The sequence below is a fragment of the Photorhabdus stackebrandtii genome, assembly GCF_011189495.1.
Taxonomy (GTDB): Bacteria; Pseudomonadota; Gammaproteobacteria; order Enterobacterales; family Enterobacteriaceae; genus Photorhabdus; species Photorhabdus khanii.
Window position 1 is genome coordinate 26,040 of sequence record NZ_PUJV01000018.1, and the last position, 16,799, is coordinate 42,838.

Genomic DNA, 16,799 nt, shown 5'->3' on the forward strand with positions numbered 1-16,799 from the left:
AACCGATATAAATGCAAATTATGGAAAAAGAAAACCTGATAGAAATTGCTAATACCGTTATGCCATTCGGTAAATACAAGGGGCGTACGCTGATTGACTTACCAGAAGAGTATTTATTGTGGTTCGCTCGTAAAGGTGAATTTCCACAAGGTAAATTAGGCGTGCTGATGGAGATGACTTTAGCAATAAAAATAGAAGGATTGGATTCATTGGTGAAACCATTGAAGAAAAATTAGCAGGGATAGCTAGTTTGTTTTTATACAAAGTTGTGATTGTTACGGTGTATAGACAAAAGGCCCTGAAAGCTATGCTTTCAGGGCCTGATAATTTTGGTGGAGCTAAGCGGGATCGAACCGCTGACCTCTTGCATGCCATGCAAGCGCTCTCCCAGCTGAGCTATAGCCCCACGAGTGTGGCTTTCCTAATTTTAGCGCCAAATACTTTATACTGGTAAAAGTATTTGGTGGAGCTAAGCGGGATCGAACCGCTGACCTCTTGCATGCCATGCAAGCGCTCTCCCAGCTGAGCTATAGCCCCAATCAAAATTAATGGAACGGGGCGCATAATATGAAACCCTGCAAATACTGTCAACGGCTAACTTATCATTCTCAGAGCAAGCGTTGAAAAAGTCATCAGTTTTGTGTTGAATCGACAAAATAAAGGCTGAACAATGGGTTGAAATGAGATAGAAAGCGTTTAGGGAAGTGACAAAACGGTATTAATTAAATGAAATTTTTTTGAAAATGGAAGGCACCACACTGAATCAGTGATGCCTTTGTAGCATTAATTACTGCTGAGTTTCACGTTGAGCAATAAATTCTAGAGCCTGATTAATACGGGACAGAGTACGGGTTTGCCCGATAGCATGAATAGTCACATCCACACCTGGAGATTGACCTGCTCCAGTTGCAGCAACACGCAGTGGCATACCGACTTTACCCATACCAACTTCCAGCTCATCAGCTGTAGATTGAATAGCATGATGAACATTTTCAGGTGTCCAGTCAGTAATTGAAGCCAGTTTTGCACAAACAACTTCAAGAGGTTGACGGGCAACTGGACGTAAATGTTTCTTCGCTGCATCTGCATCAAACTCAGCAAAATCCTCATAGAAGTAGCGGCAGGACTCGGCCATTTCTTTCAGCGTCTTGCAGCGTTCACCCAGCAGTTTAATCAGATCAGCCAATTGTGGGCCATTACGGGTATCAATACCTTGTTGCTCAATGTGCCATGCCAGATGAACGGCAACTTTCTCTGGAGGTAGGGCATTAATATAGTGATGGTTCAGCCATTGTAGTTTTTCTGTATTGAATGCACTGGCGGATTTATTGATAGCATCCAAGCTGAAGAATTCAGTCATCTCTTCAATACTGAAAATCTCCTGATCACCGTGTGACCAACCCAGACGAACCAGATAATTCAGCAGTGCTTCTGGCAGATAACCATCATCACGATATTGCATAACACTCACTGCACCGTGACGTTTAGACAGTTTTTTACCATCATCACCGAGGATCATCGAAACGTGTGCATATTCTGGAACTGGGGCGCCCAGTGCTTTTAGGATATTAATTTGACGTGGTGTATTATTGATATGGTCTTCACCGCGAATGACATGGGTGATTTCCATATCCCAGTCATCAATGACAACACAGAAGTTATAGGTTGGAGAGCCATCGGTACGGCGGATAATCAGATCATCAAGTTCCTGATTACTGAATTCAATTGGACCACGGATACTATCATTAAAAATAACAGAACCTTCTTGTGGATTGCGGAAACGGACGACATGGGGTTGATCCGGATTATGTTGACATTGATTATCACGACAATGGCCGTCATAACGTGGCTTCTCGCCATTTGCCATCTGAGTTTCACGCAATTCTTCCAGACGTGCTTTAGAACAATAGCAATGATAAGCAGTCCCTTGTTCCAGCATTTGATCAATAGCCTGATTATAGCGATCAAAACGTTTAGTCTGATAATAAGGGCCTTCATTCCAGTTCAGATTTAACCAGTTCATACCGTCCATAATGGCATCAATGGCTTCCTGAGTTGAGCGTTCAAGGTCGGTATCTTCGATACGCAATACAAATTCGCCTTTGTTATGGCGGCTATATAACCAGGAATAAAGTGCGGTACGTGCACCGCCAACATGGAGATAGCCAGTTGGGCTTGGTGCAAAACGGGTTTTAATTTTACTCATTGGGGATTGCCTTAATTACGTTACACTTTTCAATGAACGTTATTGGTGATTTAAAGTAATAAAAGTGGGAGGTTATTTTATCACTGGACTTTAATTCCTCAATGCTGTTAGCGGGATGTTGTTGAGAAAAGTCAGCATATCTGCTTAAACTGCACCCTAAGTGATGATAATTATCTCACCTTTGTTTAATTTTGAGACGAACGATATTTTTCCCTAGAAAAAGCGTTGACTCATCCTGAACTATCCCTATAATGCGACTCCATCACGACGGGGCGATTAGCTCAGTTGGTAGAGCATCTCCCTTACAAGGAGGGGGTCATCAGTTCGAATCTGGTATCGCCCACCACTCGTTGTGATAAAAATGAATTTATGATTGGGCGATTAGCTCAGTTGGTAGAGCATCTCCCTTACAAGGAGGGGGTCATCAGTTCGAATCTGGTATCGCCCACCAATCATAAATTTAGTGGTTTAAGGCAGCAATAATCATTATGAAGTGGGCGATTAGCTCAGTTGGTAGAGCATCTCCCTTACAAGGAGGGGGTCATCAGTTCGAATCTGGTATCGCCCACCACTTCATTAGATTGTTTCAGCAGTATCACACCTTTTTGGTATGGGTCGTTAGCTCAGTCGGTAGAGCAGTTGACTTTTAATCAATTGGTCGCAGGTTCGAATCCTGCACGACCCACCATTCCAAAAGACGTAGTTAGAGTAGTTCTCCTATAGATGGGTCGTTAGCTCAGTCGGTAGAGCAGTTGACTTTTAATCAATTGGTCGCAGGTTCGAATCCTGCACGACCCACCATCTTGAAAGACATAATTCGTATAATTCCCCATAGATAGATCATCATTAGATCAGTCGGTAGAGCAGTTAGCTTTTAATTCATTAGTTGCAGGTTCTGGCCTGGCAAATCATCTTGAATATGTGATATCCCGGTTGTGCAAGTCATATTCGTGCTCAAATTGCCTATACCAATAATGTCGGATGGGATAAGCTTTACGTAATTGTTGTACTAGCTAATTATTAGGATATAAAAATGAATCTCTATGGATTAGTGGCTGATATTGGTGGTACGAATGCCAGATTAGCACTTTGCAATTTGAAAGATGGGGCTATTGACCAGATTAAAACATATAGTGCAAAACAATACGCTGGGTTGGAGTCTATTATCAGCCACTATTTGGAGGAGCAAAAAGTAATAATAACTTATGCTTGTATCGCTATTGCCTGCCCGATAAATGGTGATTGGGTGGAAATGACTAACCACCAATGGGCATTTTCTGTTAGTGAGTTGAAACAGGCGCTTGGGCTAGAAAAGTTAGATGTTATTAATGACTTCACTGCCGTATCTATGGCTATCCCTATGCTGACAGAGGAATATAAAGTTCAATTGGGAGGGGGAGCAGCGGTTGAAGATAAACCCATTGCTGTTTATGGGGCTGGAACCGGCCTTGGTGTGGCTCATTTAGTAAAAGCAGGCAAGCAATGGATGAGTTTACCAGGTGAAGGCGGTCATGTAGATTTTGCGGCAAATAGTGAAGAACAAGATGCAATATTAGCTGTTTTACGTCGTAAACTGGGGCATGTTTCGGTAGAAAGAATCTTGTCCGGTAGTGGATTAGTGAATCTCTATCAAGCCATTGCAATTTTGGATCATAGCCAGCCGGAAGAATTAGAACCAGAAATAGTGACACAACGAGCATTGGATGAAAGTTGTCAATATTGCCACCGAGCTTTAACACTATTTTGTGAAATTATGGGGCGATTTGGTGGGAATTTAGCTTTAAATATGGGAGCTTTTGGTGGTGTGTATATCGCTGGTGGTATAGTGCCGCGGTTTTTTGATTTCTTTAAGCAATCGAATTTCATTTATGGATTTGAGGATAAAGGGCGTTTTAAAACATTAGTACAACAGATTCCTGTTTATTTGATTACTCATCCGCAACCTGGATTATTAGGCTCAGGGACATATTTACGGCAACAACTCTCATTGATTGATTAAGCTATAAAGACAGATATATACATATTGAAACTAGTGATTGTATATATCTGACTAAAATCTCTGAAAATATAAAATATTGGAATGGTCGCTGTGTAAATAAAATGGAAATTGTGACTTTGTATTATATTTATTTTTGGATAAAGAAATTTATTTTATAATATAGGTAAAGTTATTTCCACTTATGAAATAAAATTATAAATTTGTTGCAATGCTATAGGGATTTAGAGATGTGTTTCAAATGAACAATTGTATGAAACTACCTTGAGAGTGGTATATCATATTGAAAAATATACTAAATTAATTTTTTGAATTGTTGATTATATGGTTAATTAAAGAATTATAAGAGGATGTCAATATCTTAAATACGAGATTGTATTTTATATAAAAAGCATTTTATTTGTTGTATGAAAATATTAATTTATATATGAAAATATTATTGATTGATTTATATATCACTGACTGATGCTTTCAGGATACTTAGAAATTGCATATGATTATAGATTCTTCAAATAGAGTTTCTATTAACATAAATTGGCTGCATTTCATCCAAGCTCTGTTATACTTTTTTATAGAATATTGTATTTGAAACCCATACCAAGAACATGAAATTGTTAGTCTATCTTATTATTTATAAAGGAAAAATCAGCCTATATCACAGTTGGTGAGGTGATCTTCTGGCGTCCCCTGCAGGGATCGAACCTGCAATTAGCCCTTAGGAGGGGCTTGTTATATCCATTTAACTAAGGGGACAATATCTGCATTATAACTGTTTTTCTTTCCTAAGATAAGGTGTTGTGAACTGTTTGCCTATTTAGCAACCACTCAAATTGAATACCATTCAAGTTGAATTGTCAGTAATATTTATATTATTGGTGATCATCGGTGGATAATGCACAAATTGATTTGCCGGATCTAAGAGGTTATTACTTGGAGAAATGTATGAAGTATCGTTTGGGCGGAATCGCTCTTACCGCTGCATTACTGGCGGGATGTGCCAGTTCATCTAATACTGTTGAGCAGGGGCGTTCAGACCCTTTGGAAGGTTTTAACCGTACAATGTTCAACTTTAATTATGATGTTCTTGATCCTTATATTTTACGTCCGGTCGCGGTGGTGTGGCACGATTATGTACCCATGCCTGCTCGAAATGGTTTGGGTAATTTTCTAAGTAATCTCGAAGAGCCGGCTAGCATGGTAAACAGTTTCCTACGTGGTAATCCATATCAGGGAATGAAACATTTTAATCGTTTTTTCCTGAATACCATTTTTGGGATGGCGGGGTTGATTGATGTTGCAACTATGGCAAACCCTAAGCTGGCAAAAGAAGAGTCAAAACGCTTTGGTAGCACTCTGGGCTATTATGATGTGGGATATGGTCCTTATGTTGTATTGCCGGGCTATGGCAGTTTCACTCTACGTGATGAAGGGGGAAATTGGGCTGATATGACTTATCCAATGCTAAGTTATATGAATATCTGGATGTCAGCCGGTAAATGGGTATTTGAAGGTATTGAAACGCGTGCTCGTTTACTGGATTCTGATGGTTTGTTGAAGAATTCATCAGATCCATACCTGATGATGCGCGAGGCTTACTTCCAGAGCCATGATTTTATGGCAAGTGACGGTAAACTGGAAGCCACGAAAAATCCAAATGCTGAAGCATTACAGGATGAGTTGGACAGTATTGATTGATAATTACTTCTGGTTTAACTCTATGAATGAAAAAGGATAGCAGCGGGGCTATCCTTTTTTAGGTGCTACATATTATCAGAATGCGTAGTTGAAATTCACACCATATAACCAGGCAGAACCTTTCGCATCAAATTCGTATGGCTTATTAGATGGATCAGATGATTGTTCAGATAGCTTCTCTTTAACCGTGACTTTTTGACCATGCATATAAGAAACACCTACGTCAACAGACATGTCTTTGTTAAATGCGTAGGTTGCGCCAGCACTCAACCAGAAACGGTCCTGATCAGGAATAGATATAGAACGGTTTTCAGCAGGAATCGGGCTGTCATCAAAGGCGATACCCGTACGGAATGTCCAGTTGTCATCGTGATAATAAGTTGTACCTAAAGCAATCCGGTAGGCATCTTTGAAACCTTCATGTTTACTGAACAAGACTGAACCGTCTTTATTTCTGGTTCCTTTCAGTTCACTAAACTCACTCCAGCCTGTATATGCCAGGCTATAGTGGATAGCCCATTTAGGCGCTACGCGGTTGTAACCGGAAACTTCCCAGATATCTGGTAAATTGAGATCCAATTTACCACCAATAGTTTTACCACCGGTGGCAGGTAATTGCGCAATTTTTCCTATCATAGGAGGAATGTCGTTTTTATAGTCACCGTCTTTAAATTTGACTTTAACTTTAGAACGGTAAGTCAAGCTGTATCGGTTATTTTCATCCACTTCATACATGATGCCTGCATTCCAGCCATAGCCCCAATCTTTGCCGGACAGATTAGCGACTTCATCTGTTGGCTTGATAAGGCCATTCAACTTACTTGACAGAATGCCCGCGTGACGGACGATTTTTGCATCAGCATAAACAGCGTTCAGTCCTAAACCAAAGCTAAAGTTGTCGTTTAAACGATAAGCGCCACTCAGGTTGAAGTTCAACGTTGTCAGATCAGTTTTACCGCCGATAGGGCCTGCTTCATAGTTATTGCTAAAATCAGTAGCCAGACCAAAGTTAGTGGTGACCGAAGTACCAACAAACCATTGATCATCAATCGGCATAATAAAATGCAGATTAGGTATCCACGCGGTAGGCGCAATGTTTTTAGCGTTGGTACTTTTACCCGTCATTGGCGATTTACCGGTAATATCAACATCTGGGTTGATATAGACGGCACCAATAGAAAACGATGGGCGATCAAACAGGGTCATTGCTGCTGGGTTACGGCTGCCTACAGTCGCGTTATCAGCAACAACACCTTCCCCGGAAAAAGCCCGGCCCAGAGCCGAAGTAGAAAACTCATTTAACTGGAAACCAGCAGCGCCAGCATTGGATGAAACTATAGCCACTGCAACCGCTAATGCTGAACGGGTGAACAGGTTTTTCTGGTTCATGACCAAAACCCTCTTGTTTATTATTTAACTATGCCACTTACTTAGCAAGGAGCGCAGGATTGTAGAGTCGGTTTGTCTTGATGACAAATCAGACCAGTCGTGAAGTATAGGTCTGATGACAGTTGGTGTTGCAAGAATGTTTTTAAAATATGACCAAATTGATATCAAAAACGCGACTCAGTTAACAAAAAAATGATTTTTGATGTTAATAAAAACGTTTAACAATGAAATTCTGAGATCAAATTTCAGCAGGATAAATTACTTATAAAGAGTAAGTTCTGGTTTTCTGCTGTTTTGATAAATAGTAGGGTATTTTGTTGAATTCCTCCTTTATTGTTATTTCTTTTTTACCGCTTGCGAACATGCTCTAAGAAGCATTGAAATTATTTAGCTATTAAATAAATTAAAGTTGCGCTTCCTCTCATTTTTAGTTTATTCAGGTTTGCTATTTATAAACATTACGCTAACAATGATCTATCAGGTCAGACCTGTTCAGGTCGATTAAAAAATTTTTTCAGTAATTTGATTGAGTTAACGATAATCTTTCAGGAGCCGTTATGAGTCGTCCTTTAACAAAAGTGACACAGCAAGGTGATCGTATCGCTATTGTCAGCGGGCTACGTATCCCATTTGCTAAACAGGCAACATCGTATCACGGCATACCGGCTGTGGATTTGGGTAAATCAGTCGTCAGCGAATTGGTGACCAGGAGTGGTTTACCCCTTGAAAAGATTGATCAACTGGTGTTTGGACAAGTGGTGCAAATGCCTGAAGCGCCGAATATTGCCCGTGAAATCGTTCTTGGTGCTGGGTTGAGTGTCAATACTGATGCTTATAGTGTATCCCGTGCATGCGCGACCAGTTTTCAGGCGATTGCCAATGTGGCTGAAAGCATTATGGCCGGTACGGTGAATATCGGGATTGCTGGTGGAGCGGACTCCTCTTCTGTACTGCCCATAGGGGTGACTAAATCTCTGGCCCGCACTCTTGTGGATATGAATAAGGCGAAAACTTTATCACAGCGTCTTAAGTTACTTAGCCGCCTTAAATTTCGTGATTTATTGCCAGTATCGCCGGCGGTAGCGGAATATTCGACAGGTCTGCGTATGGGAGATACCGCAGAACAAATGGCGAAGACTTACCGTATCAGTCGGGAAGATCAGGATGCATTGGCACACCGATCCCATGTTCTGGCGGCAAAAGCCTGGGAACGGGGGTTGTTGGTTGATGAAGTCATGACGGCTCATTTCCCGCCATACCGTGAAGCGTTGCTTGAAGATAATAATATTCGTACAAATTCCGTATTAACTTCCTATGCGAAGCTGCGTCCGGCATTTGACCGTAAGCACGGCACTGTTACTGCCGCAAACAGTACACCGCTGACAGATGGTGCAGCGGCAGTCATATTGATGCGTGAATCTGTGGCAAAAGAGTTGGGAATGAAACCGCTTGGTTATCTGCGTAGTTATGCATTCTCAGCAATTGATGTTTGGCAGGATATGTTACTGGGGCCGTCATACGCGACGCCAATAGCGCTCGATCGTGCGGGTATTACGCTGAAAGATCTGACTTTAATTGATATGCATGAAGCCTTTGCTGCTCAGACATTGGCAAACCTGAAAATGTTTGCCAGTGATGAATTTGCCCGTAATAAATTAGGGCGTGCTCAAGCAATTGGTGAAGTTGACATGGATAAATTTAATGTCTTGGGTGGTTCAATTGCTTATGGGCACCCATTTGCAGCAACAGGGGCTCGTATGGTGACGCAGGTATTGAATGAGTTGCGTCGTCGTGGCGGCGGATTGGGGTTAACGACTGCTTGTGCTGCTGGCGGGTTGGGCACAGCTATGGTATTGGAGGTGGAATAATGACTCAGTCTCAGCATGACGCTGCAACCATCACTGCGGATGCAAAACAGACAGCTTCTGTTTTCAGTTTTGATATAAGGCCGGACAAGATCGGTGTTATTACTATTGATGTTCCGGGAGAAAAGGTAAATACGCTGAAAGCAGAATTTGTTGATCAATTTCTGCATGTTTTCAAACAAGCTCAACAATCTTCTGGCCTTAAAGGGTTAATTTTGATTTCCGGGAAGCCGGATACTTTTATTGCCGGTGCTGATATCTCCATGATCGCAGAGTGTAAAACCAAAGAAGAGGCACAAGATTTGGCGGAAAAGGGCCAGAAATTGTTTTCTCAAATAGCCAATTATCCTTTGCCTGTTGTAGCGGCGATTCATGGCGCTTGTTTAGGGGGCGGTCTGGAACTGGCGCTTGCATGTCATTGGCGTATTTGTTCACTGGATGATAAAACCCGTCTTGGATTACCTGAAGTTCAACTTGGGTTATTACCGGGTTCAGGTGGTACTCAGCGGTTGCCAAGATTAATTGGTGCCAGTTCAGCTCTGGATATCATTCTGACAGGCAAGCAATTACGGTCGAAACAGGCATTGCGGCTCGGTGTAGTGGATGATGCGGTGCCGTTGGATATTTTGCTGGAAGTTGCTGTTGAAAAAGTTAAAAAAGGCATTCCAGTGCGTAAGCCTTTGCCATGGCAACAGCGATTATTAGTTGGGCCGGTGGGAAGATATTTTTTGTTTAATATCGTTCGTAAAAAGACGTTGGCGAAAACGCGTGGGCACTATCCGGCTCCTGAGCGAATTATTGCTGTTGTCAAAGAAGGTTTTGAGAAAGGGATGACCCAAGGTTTACGGGCCGAGGCAACGGCATTTGGTGAACTGGCAATGACACGGGAATCCGCCGTTTTACGTAATCTGTTTTTTGCTGCAACTTCACTGAAAAATGAAACGGGTTCATCAGAGAAACCCGCGAAAATCGAACGTGTTGGTATATTAGGCGGTGGTTTGATGGGTGGGGGAATTGCGAATGTAACAACCATCCGCGGCAAACTACCGGTGCGTATTAAAGATATTAATGAAAAGGGTATTAGTCAGGTACTAAAGTACACATGGGATTTATTGTCTAAACGGGTGAAGCAAAAACGATTACGCCCGGCAGAGCGTGCTCAACAAATGATGCTGATTTCAGGAACGACGGATTATCGCGGTTTCGAACAGACAGATATTGTTGTTGAGGCGGTATTTGAGGATTTATCACTGAAGCAGCAAATGGTGGCGGAAATTGAAGAGAATGCTAAACCAGAAACCGTATTTGCATCCAATACCTCTTCACTGCCTATCCATCAGATCGCAGAAAAAGCTCAACGACCAGAGCAAGTTATTGGTCTGCATTATTTTAGCCCAGTGGATAAAATGCCTTTAGTGGAAGTTATTCCACACAAAGGAACCAGTGAAAAAACGATTGCTACCGCGGTTGCTCTGGCAAAGAAACAGGGTAAAACCGCTATTGTGGTCGGTGATAAAGCTGGGTTTTATGTGAACCGGATCCTTGTTCCTTATATCAGTGAAGCCGCGAATTGTCTGGTAGAAGGAGAACCAATTGATCATATAGATAAGGCGCTGGTTAATTTTGGTTTTCCGGTCGGGCCGATAAATTTATTAGATGAAGTTGGCATTGATGTTGGTACCAAAATTATGCCGATTCTGGTAGAGCAGCTAGGGCTGCGTTTTGCTGCACCTGAATCCTTTGATGCGGTACTGAAAGACGGTCGTAAGGGCAGGAAAAATGGCCGTGGTTTCTATTTGTATACATCAGAAGCCAGAAAATTCTGGCAGTTTGGTAAGCGAAGCAAAAAGGTTGATAGTTCAGTTTATACTTTGCTGAATATAACGCCTGAGTCGCGTATGGTCTCTTCAGAAATTGCTCAGCGCTGTGTGATGCTGATGCTGAATGAAGCGGTTCGTTGCCTGGATGAAGGGATTATCAGAAGCCCGCGTGATGGTGATATTGGTGCGGTATTTGGCATTGGTTTTCCTCCATTCTTTGGTGGTCCATTCCGCTATATCGATAGCCTGGGTTGTGCCAGAATGGTGGAGATTTTGCGCAGGCTGGAAAGTCAGCATGGAGACAGATTTGTCCCTTGTGACCTCTTAGTGAAAATGGCTGAACAGAATAAAAATTTCTATCCGTAACCCTATATTATATTTATGAAAAAACTGATCCCGGCGTCATTGAGGCGCCGGGATCATCTTTAGTCTTTTTGAAGAAAAAAGATCTCTTTTAATTTCAGTAATACCCATTGGGTTGTTGTTCAACCATTTTATTTGCTTTTGTTTTGAGTAGAATGCCTGTTCACCATGCCTGAAATGTTTTTGTGATAACAATTTTTATTGTATAACTCAGGTTAGATTACTGATATTTATTGTCAGCAAGATAACTGCGCTAACTCATTCATACGGTGGATTATGCAAGTCTTTATTATGCGTCATGGCGACGCAGCTTTGGATGCAATCAGTGACGCAGCCCGGCAACTCACTCCTCGGGGCTGTAATGAATCACAAGAAATGGCTCGTTGGTTGGCACAACAGGGGCCTCAGATTGATCTCGTATTAGTGAGTCCTTATATTCGCGCTGAGCAGACATTACAGGTTGTTCGCAAATCCTTATCATTACCGGATGGTGAAGAAGTGTTGCCAGGGTTAACGCCATCAGGTGATGCTACTACGGTTAGCAGTTATCTACAGGTTCTTGCTGAACAAGGACATAGCGCTGTTTTGGTTGTCTCCCATTTACCGTTAGTCGGCTATTTGGTTGCTGAATTATGTCCGGCAGAAACACCACCAATGTTTGCAACTTCTGCAATCACATGCGTGGATTTAGACAACCAAACTGGCAAAGGAACTCTTATCTGGCAGGTCAGTCCGTCACAATTGGCAGCAAAGGCCTGATAATTTAGCGACATATGAGATCATCAAGTTCGACAAGTATCAATAATGCAGCGTTGCCACCCCATTCTTTTGGTGCTTGGTGGAAGGCGATAATATCTGGGTGCTGGGCCAGCCATAGCGGGGTTTGCTGTTTGAGAATGTGTTTCCCGTGGCCGTGCATGACGCAGGCACAATAGACATGTTCACGGCGGCAAGCCGCGATCAACGCCCCAATTTCCTGCTTGGCCTGCATTTGAGTGAGTCCGTGTAAATCAAGGAACAGTTCTGGTGAATAGTCACCCCGGCGTAGTTTTTTCAGTTCATAATGGCTTGCACCTTCCCTTACGTAACGGGTAGGGCCTTCTGTATCAAGGTTGGGCTGAAATTCATCAGAAAAATAGTAGTTTGCATCAATTTGCTCTTGCTGTATTCGCTCAGGGGCAATATGGCTGGTCTTTTTTCTTTTGGGAGGATGTAAGACGGTATCCTGGTTCATACGTTTGGTGCCTGCTACTGATTCTTTAAACAAGCTAATCTCTTCCTCGTTTAGGGAATATTTATTCTTCATCATTGCTCAGTTAATCAAACTATTTTGTGACAAGTGTACTGCATCTTTTTAACTATTGAACCTGATTATATTAAATGAAACCTGATTTTACTTGGTTTGTGGTTTAAAAATGCTGACAAGAAAGTGTATCTGGGTAGTCAGCAAAATAATTTGACAATTATTGTTGGTTGGAAAATAAATGTATATACAACTAAGAACCTGACTGATCAGGTATTGACAAATACAGGATGCTAATCATGGCAATAGAACTGCGTGATACTGATGTCATCTGGCGTAACGCAAGATTGGCAACAATGGACCCTTCTATCAATGCAGCTTACGGATTATTGAAAGAACATGATCTGCTGGTGCGTAATGGCAAGATTTTAGCGATTTTGCCCACAGCAACATTACAGACAAGCCGCTGTCAGGTAATTGATGCTCAACAACGTCTGATTACCCCGGGTTTAATCGATTGCCACACCCATTTGGTTTTTGGTGGTAACCGGGCTTATGAATGGGAACAGCGTTTAAACGGTATGTCTTATGCTGAACTCAGTGCTCAGGGAGGGGGGATCAATGCGACAGTTTCTGCGACTCGAACCAGTTCTCTTGAGCAACTTGAACACTCTGCACAGCAGCGTCTTGTTGCATTTATGGCCGAAGGCGTAACGACTATTGAGATTAAATCGGGTTATGGATTAAATCTGGAAAACGAAGAAAAGCTGTTGCAGGTCGCACAAAACCTGGCGCAGCATAATCCGATAGAAATTAGCCCGACATTGCTTGCTGCTCATACTTGCCCACCTGAATATAAGCACAATCCTGATGCCTATATGAATCTGATTTGTGAAGTTATCCTGCCGCAGCTTTGGAAAAAAAAGCTGTTTGAAGCCGTAGATGTTTTTTGTGAAAGTGTGGGATTTAATCTGGCACAAACCGAACGGCTCTTTCAGGAGGCTGAACGCTGGAATATTCCAGTAAAAGGGCATGTGGAACAACTATCCAATTTAGGCGGGAGTGAACTGGTCGCCCGTTATCATGGCCTTTCTGTTGATCACATTGAATATCTGGATCAGACGGGAGTGGAAGCTCTTAGTCGCAGTGGTACAGTAGCTGTTCTGCTTCCTGGTGCTTTCTACTTTTTGCAGGAAACACAACGCCCACCTGTCGATTTATTACGGCAATTTAATGTGCCGATAGCAATATCTACGGATTTTAATCCTGGAACCAGCCCGTTTGCTTCCCTGCGTATGGCGATGAATATGGCATGCGTCCAATTTGGATTGACTCCGGAAGAGGCGTGGTTAGGTGTAACCCGACATGCAGCTCGTGCATTAGGCCGGGAAAAGCGTCACGGACAGTTGCGCGCAGGTGCTTACGCCGATTTTATTGTTTGGGATGCAGAAAATCCCGTTGATATTTTCTATGAGTTGGGCCATAACCCACTGAATACCCGAGTATTTCGTGGAGCTATTACACATTTCGCCACACAGCAGATAAGGAACAGCAAATGAATTTATGGCACGCGACTTCACCGACTATTTGGCAAGGACGAAATGATTTGTCAGAAGCGGATAATGCACTACGGCTTTTTCAAACAGTTAAATTGTCCCCGTATTTTACGCCGGAAGAATTTCCTCACGCTATTGCGCTGTTGGGGTTTGAATGTGATGAAGGGGTAAAACTCAATCAGGGTCGGCCCGGTGCTAATCAAGGCCCTGATTATTTGCGTAAAGCACTGGCCAATATGGCCAGTCATAAAGGACATGACAGATTGGTGGACTTGGGAAGTATTCGCGCTAATCCCAATCAATTGAGTGAGGCTCAACAAGCCCTGGCTGATGCAATTACTCAATGCCAGCATCAGAATGTGCGTACCCTGGTGTTGGGTGGTGGACATGAAACCGCTTTTGCCCATGGTGTTGGGATTTATGATGCTTTCCCACATCAACGCGTAGGTATTATTAATTTCGATGCTCATCTCGACTTACGGCGATCACCGCAGCCGACTTCCGGCACACCCTTTCGTCAGCTTGCTGAATATTGTCAGCAACACCAACGCCAGTTTCACTATACTTGTATTGGTGCAAGTTTGGCGTCTAATACCCAGGCATTAGTAGATGAAGCCAACCGCTTAAACGTTATGATCATCTGGGATAATCAATGCAGCGAAACCATGCTGGACAAAGTGCAGCGGCAGATACAAGATACACTCCAGCAAGTTGATGTGATTTATATGACAATCGATCTCGATGTATTGCCTGCTTATCAGATGCCGGCAGTCTCTGCGCCGGCGGCACTGGGGCTGCCATTGGAGCGTCTTCTGCAATTGATTCAGCCAATCTGCCAGAGTGGTAAATTACAGGCGGCTGATTTGGTTGAACTCAATCCAACATTTGATATTCAAGGCATCGGGGGAAAGGCAGCAGCACGCCTTGCCTGGCAATTAGCACATTGGTGGTATTGATTACCCAAAATAACAATACTATTGTGCGGTTTTATTTGGCGAAAATAGCCTGATAAAGTGAATGTAATTAATCACTTAACATTTTTATAGCAGCAAGGAGTTTATTGTGACGACACACTTATCAGGATCATTTGCCAAACCTGCCCCTCTATATGCCAGAGTAAAACAGTCCATCATCGAAAAAATCTATACCGGTGAATGGAAATCAAATGATCGTGTTCCATCAGAAGCTGAGTTAGTTAAACAGTTTAACTGTAGCCGTATGACTGCCAACCGTGCGTTACGTGAGTTGACTGCTGAGGGGCTGTTAGTGCGGCTACAAGGGGTGGGATCGTTTGTCGCTGAACCGAAAGGACAATCCGCACTGTTCGAAATTCACAGCATTGCTGATGAGATCTCAGCCCGTTCTCATCAGCATCGTTGTAAAATAGTCAAGTTATCAGAGCTGAATGCTGACGTAAAACAGGCTGCTGAATTGGATATTATCGCGGGTACGCCGATTTACCAGTCGATTATTGTTCACTATGAAAACGATATTCCTGTTCAGATAGAAGATCGTTACGTCAATGCTCAAGCGGTTCCTGATTATTTGCAACAAGACTTCACAACACTTACGCCACACGATTATTTGTCAATCGTTGCACCGCTAACGGAAGGTGAACACATTGTCGAAGCCATCGCCGGTGATCCCCGATCCTGCAAGTTGCTGCAAATTGAATCGGGTTTCCCTTGTTTATTAATCAGCCGACGAACCTGGTCAACTCATTACACCGTTTCCAGTGCCAGGCTGTTATTTCCCGGTAATCGGTATAAATTAAAAGGGCGTTTCAGCTCATAGTCAGTTTTGTTAAAAGAAAACTATTGTGGCAATTTATCCTTAATAGATAGTTAAAACCTATCGACGTATTTATATGGTTTACCGAAGCGTTGGGTTATTTCCTTACTGACAATTGATTTTTTTCCGCATGAGCTGATAGGGTTCCCACAGATCGTTACCTTCATAATGCATTAGTGCGATTTCACATATTTTATCCGTCCCATTGATAGCAACTGTATTGGTAAGGGCATTAAACAAGGGGATGTCAGAGCCAGCATCGCCATAGGCGATACATGTTTGCAAATTCAGCCCATATTTCTGCGTATATTTTTTAACTATCTGTAATTTACTTTCTGGCGTGAGTATCTGCTGTGGATCAACTGGCTTACAAAAAGGCAAAGCAGGAAAATTTGATGCAACCACAGTATCAACCCCAAATTTTCTCAGATGGCGGGCAAAAAAATCGGGGGATAGGGTAATTACCATCGATATTTCACCTTTGGCTCTGATATCGCCAAATACTTCTTTTATTCCCTCAATCCACGGCGAAGCATGAAAAATTTCCTCAACATCAGCGTCCTGTAAGTTTGACCATAAGAGTTGTAATTCAGCAGCAAACCTTTTGGTATCTATTTCCCCTTCAGAAAACTGTTTTTCCAGCAGGTGAAGTTCTGCCAGACAATCCATTGCACGGGCAATTTCCAAGCTTGCAGTGGTTCCTCTTAGAAGAGTGCCGTCCATATCAAAAACATGTAATATTTTCATAATAAACCTAAATAAATTTTTCGTTATAGAAATAGGTTAAGTTTGTTCGGAATGGTAAATATATAGGGATTACTCATCTGAGTAATCCCTCGTTTATTCAGCTGGTTCACATCCATGAATGGCTTTGC

General features: G+C 42.4%; 13 protein-coding genes and 8 tRNA genes. 14 read left to right on the forward strand and 7 right to left on the reverse strand.

Annotated elements, in window-relative coordinates:
• Positions 1–20 precede the first annotated feature (20 nt).
• Positions 21–236, forward strand: a complete 216-nt coding sequence (locus C5470_RS14860; protein WP_166290403.1) for a DUF3820 family protein — start codon at positions 21–23, stop codon at positions 234–236.
• 94 nt (positions 237–330) lie between these two features.
• Here C5470_RS14860 and C5470_RS14865 read toward each other — a convergent pair.
• The 3 genes from C5470_RS14865 to gltX all read right to left on the reverse strand — a co-directional run bounded on the left by C5470_RS14865 (position 331) and on the right by gltX (position 2,206).
• Positions 331–406: transfer RNA gene (locus C5470_RS14865), tRNA-Ala, on the reverse strand.
• Between the two features lie 55 nt (positions 407–461).
• A tRNA-Ala gene (locus C5470_RS14870) sits at positions 462–537 on the reverse strand.
• Positions 538–787: 250 nt separating this feature from the next.
• Entirely contained in the window at positions 788–2,206 is a 1,419-nt protein-coding gene (gene gltX / locus C5470_RS14875; protein ID WP_166290334.1) for a glutamate--tRNA ligase, read from the reverse strand.
• 270 nt (positions 2,207–2,476) lie between these two features.
• On the opposite strand from gltX, the gene C5470_RS14880 reads away from it, so the two are divergent.
• The 6 genes from C5470_RS14880 (at position 2,477) to glk (ending at position 4,205) form a co-directional block, all read left to right on the forward strand.
• Positions 2,477–2,552, forward strand: a tRNA-Val gene (locus C5470_RS14880).
• A gap of 29 nt (positions 2,553–2,581) precedes the next feature.
• Positions 2,582–2,657: transfer RNA gene (locus C5470_RS14885), tRNA-Val, on the forward strand.
• Positions 2,658–2,701: 44 nt separating this feature from the next.
• Positions 2,702–2,777, forward strand: a tRNA-Val gene (locus C5470_RS14890).
• A 41-nt stretch (positions 2,778–2,818) separates the two neighbouring features.
• A tRNA-Lys gene (locus C5470_RS14895) sits at positions 2,819–2,894 on the forward strand.
• Positions 2,895–2,931: 37 nt separating this feature from the next.
• Positions 2,932–3,007 (forward strand) — tRNA-Lys (locus C5470_RS14900).
• Positions 3,008–3,239: 232 nt separating this feature from the next.
• Positions 3,240–4,205 (forward strand): glucokinase, encoded by a 966-nt coding sequence (gene glk / locus C5470_RS14905; RefSeq protein ID WP_166290336.1) that lies wholly within the window; start codon positions 3,240–3,242, stop codon positions 4,203–4,205.
• Between the two features lie 675 nt (positions 4,206–4,880).
• On the opposite strand, the gene C5470_RS14910 is transcribed toward glk, so the two are convergent.
• Positions 4,881–4,955, reverse strand: a tRNA-Arg gene (locus tag C5470_RS14910).
• A 189-nt stretch (positions 4,956–5,144) separates the two neighbouring features.
• On the opposite strand from C5470_RS14910, the gene mlaA reads away from it, so the two are divergent.
• A complete protein-coding gene (gene mlaA / locus C5470_RS14915) occupies positions 5,145–5,897 on the forward strand; it encodes a phospholipid-binding lipoprotein MlaA (protein ID WP_166290338.1) in 753 nt (250 codons plus the stop codon).
• Positions 5,898–5,972: 75 nt separating this feature from the next.
• Here the strand turns inward: mlaA and fadL are convergent, their stop codons facing one another.
• Positions 5,973–7,286, reverse strand: coding sequence for a long-chain fatty acid transporter FadL (gene fadL, locus C5470_RS14920; protein WP_166290340.1), 1,314 nt, complete (start codon positions 7,284–7,286; stop codon positions 5,973–5,975).
• Positions 7,287–7,843: 557 nt separating this feature from the next.
• Between fadL and fadI the strand changes: the two genes are divergently transcribed.
• The 3 genes from fadI to sixA all read left to right on the forward strand — a co-directional run bounded on the left by fadI (position 7,844) and on the right by sixA (position 12,093).
• Positions 7,844–9,154, forward strand: a complete 1,311-nt coding sequence (fadI, locus tag C5470_RS14925; RefSeq protein ID WP_166290342.1) for an acetyl-CoA C-acyltransferase FadI — start codon at positions 7,844–7,846, stop codon at positions 9,152–9,154.
• Entirely contained in the window at positions 9,154–11,337 is a 2,184-nt protein-coding gene (gene fadJ / locus C5470_RS14930) for a fatty acid oxidation complex subunit alpha FadJ (protein ID WP_166290344.1), read from the forward strand. The genes fadI and fadJ overlap by 1 nt, the downstream gene beginning before the upstream one ends.
• Positions 11,338–11,610: 273 nt before the next feature.
• The gene (sixA, locus tag C5470_RS14935; protein ID WP_166290346.1) at positions 11,611–12,093 is read left to right on the forward strand and encodes a phosphohistidine phosphatase SixA; all 483 of its coding nucleotides are present in this window, start codon (positions 11,611–11,613) and stop codon (positions 12,091–12,093) included.
• A 4-nt stretch (positions 12,094–12,097) separates the two neighbouring features.
• Here the strand turns inward: sixA and smrB are convergent, their stop codons facing one another.
• Positions 12,098–12,640 (reverse strand): endonuclease SmrB, encoded by a 543-nt coding sequence (smrB, locus tag C5470_RS14940; RefSeq protein WP_166290405.1) that lies wholly within the window; start codon positions 12,638–12,640, stop codon positions 12,098–12,100.
• Between the two features lie 236 nt (positions 12,641–12,876).
• Here smrB and hutI point away from each other — a divergent pair, with 236 nt between their 5' ends.
• The 3 genes from hutI to hutC all read left to right on the forward strand — a co-directional run bounded on the left by hutI (position 12,877) and on the right by hutC (position 15,927).
• The gene (gene hutI, locus C5470_RS14945; RefSeq protein ID WP_166290348.1) at positions 12,877–14,136 is read left to right on the forward strand and encodes an imidazolonepropionase; all 1,260 of its coding nucleotides are present in this window, start codon (positions 12,877–12,879) and stop codon (positions 14,134–14,136) included.
• Positions 14,133–15,089: a formimidoylglutamase gene (hutG, locus tag C5470_RS14950; RefSeq protein WP_166290350.1), complete on the forward strand. Its 957-nt coding sequence runs from the start codon at positions 14,133–14,135 to the stop codon at positions 15,087–15,089. Before hutI ends, hutG begins: the two co-directional genes overlap by 4 nt.
• Before the next feature lie 106 nt (positions 15,090–15,195).
• Complete coding sequence (hutC, locus tag C5470_RS14955) at positions 15,196–15,927, forward strand: histidine utilization repressor (protein ID WP_339916725.1); 732 nt, start codon at positions 15,196–15,198, stop codon at positions 15,925–15,927.
• A 102-nt stretch (positions 15,928–16,029) separates the two neighbouring features.
• Here hutC and C5470_RS14960 read toward each other — a convergent pair whose 3' ends face one another.
• Positions 16,030–16,671, reverse strand: a complete 642-nt coding sequence (locus C5470_RS14960) for an HAD family hydrolase (protein ID WP_166290352.1) — start codon at positions 16,669–16,671, stop codon at positions 16,030–16,032.
• Positions 16,672–16,799: the final 128 nt, after the last annotated feature.

Coding starts and splice junctions, on each gene's coding strand:
- C5470_RS14860 (WP_166290403.1), top strand. CDS start 21: ATGGAAAAAGAAAACCTGATAGAAATTGCTAATACCGTTATGCCATTC.
- gltX (WP_166290334.1), bottom strand. CDS start 2,206: ATGAGTAAAATTAAAACCCGTTTTGCACCAAGCCCAACTGGCTATCTC.
- glk (WP_166290336.1), top strand. CDS start 3,240: ATGAATCTCTATGGATTAGTGGCTGATATTGGTGGTACGAATGCCAGA.
- mlaA (WP_166290338.1), top strand. CDS start 5,145: ATGAAGTATCGTTTGGGCGGAATCGCTCTTACCGCTGCATTACTGGCG.
- fadL (WP_166290340.1), bottom strand. CDS start 7,286: ATGAACCAGAAAAACCTGTTCACCCGTTCAGCATTAGCGGTTGCAGTG.
- fadI (WP_166290342.1), top strand. CDS start 7,844: ATGAGTCGTCCTTTAACAAAAGTGACACAGCAAGGTGATCGTATCGCT.
- fadJ (WP_166290344.1), top strand. CDS start 9,154: ATGACTCAGTCTCAGCATGACGCTGCAACCATCACTGCGGATGCAAAA.
- sixA (WP_166290346.1), top strand. CDS start 11,611: ATGCAAGTCTTTATTATGCGTCATGGCGACGCAGCTTTGGATGCAATC.
- smrB (WP_166290405.1), bottom strand. CDS start 12,640: ATGAAGAATAAATATTCCCTAAACGAGGAAGAGATTAGCTTGTTTAAA.
- hutI (WP_166290348.1), top strand. CDS start 12,877: ATGGCAATAGAACTGCGTGATACTGATGTCATCTGGCGTAACGCAAGA.
- hutG (WP_166290350.1), top strand. CDS start 14,133: ATGAATTTATGGCACGCGACTTCACCGACTATTTGGCAAGGACGAAAT.
- C5470_RS14960 (WP_166290352.1), bottom strand. CDS start 16,671: ATGAAAATATTACATGTTTTTGATATGGACGGCACTCTTCTAAGAGGA.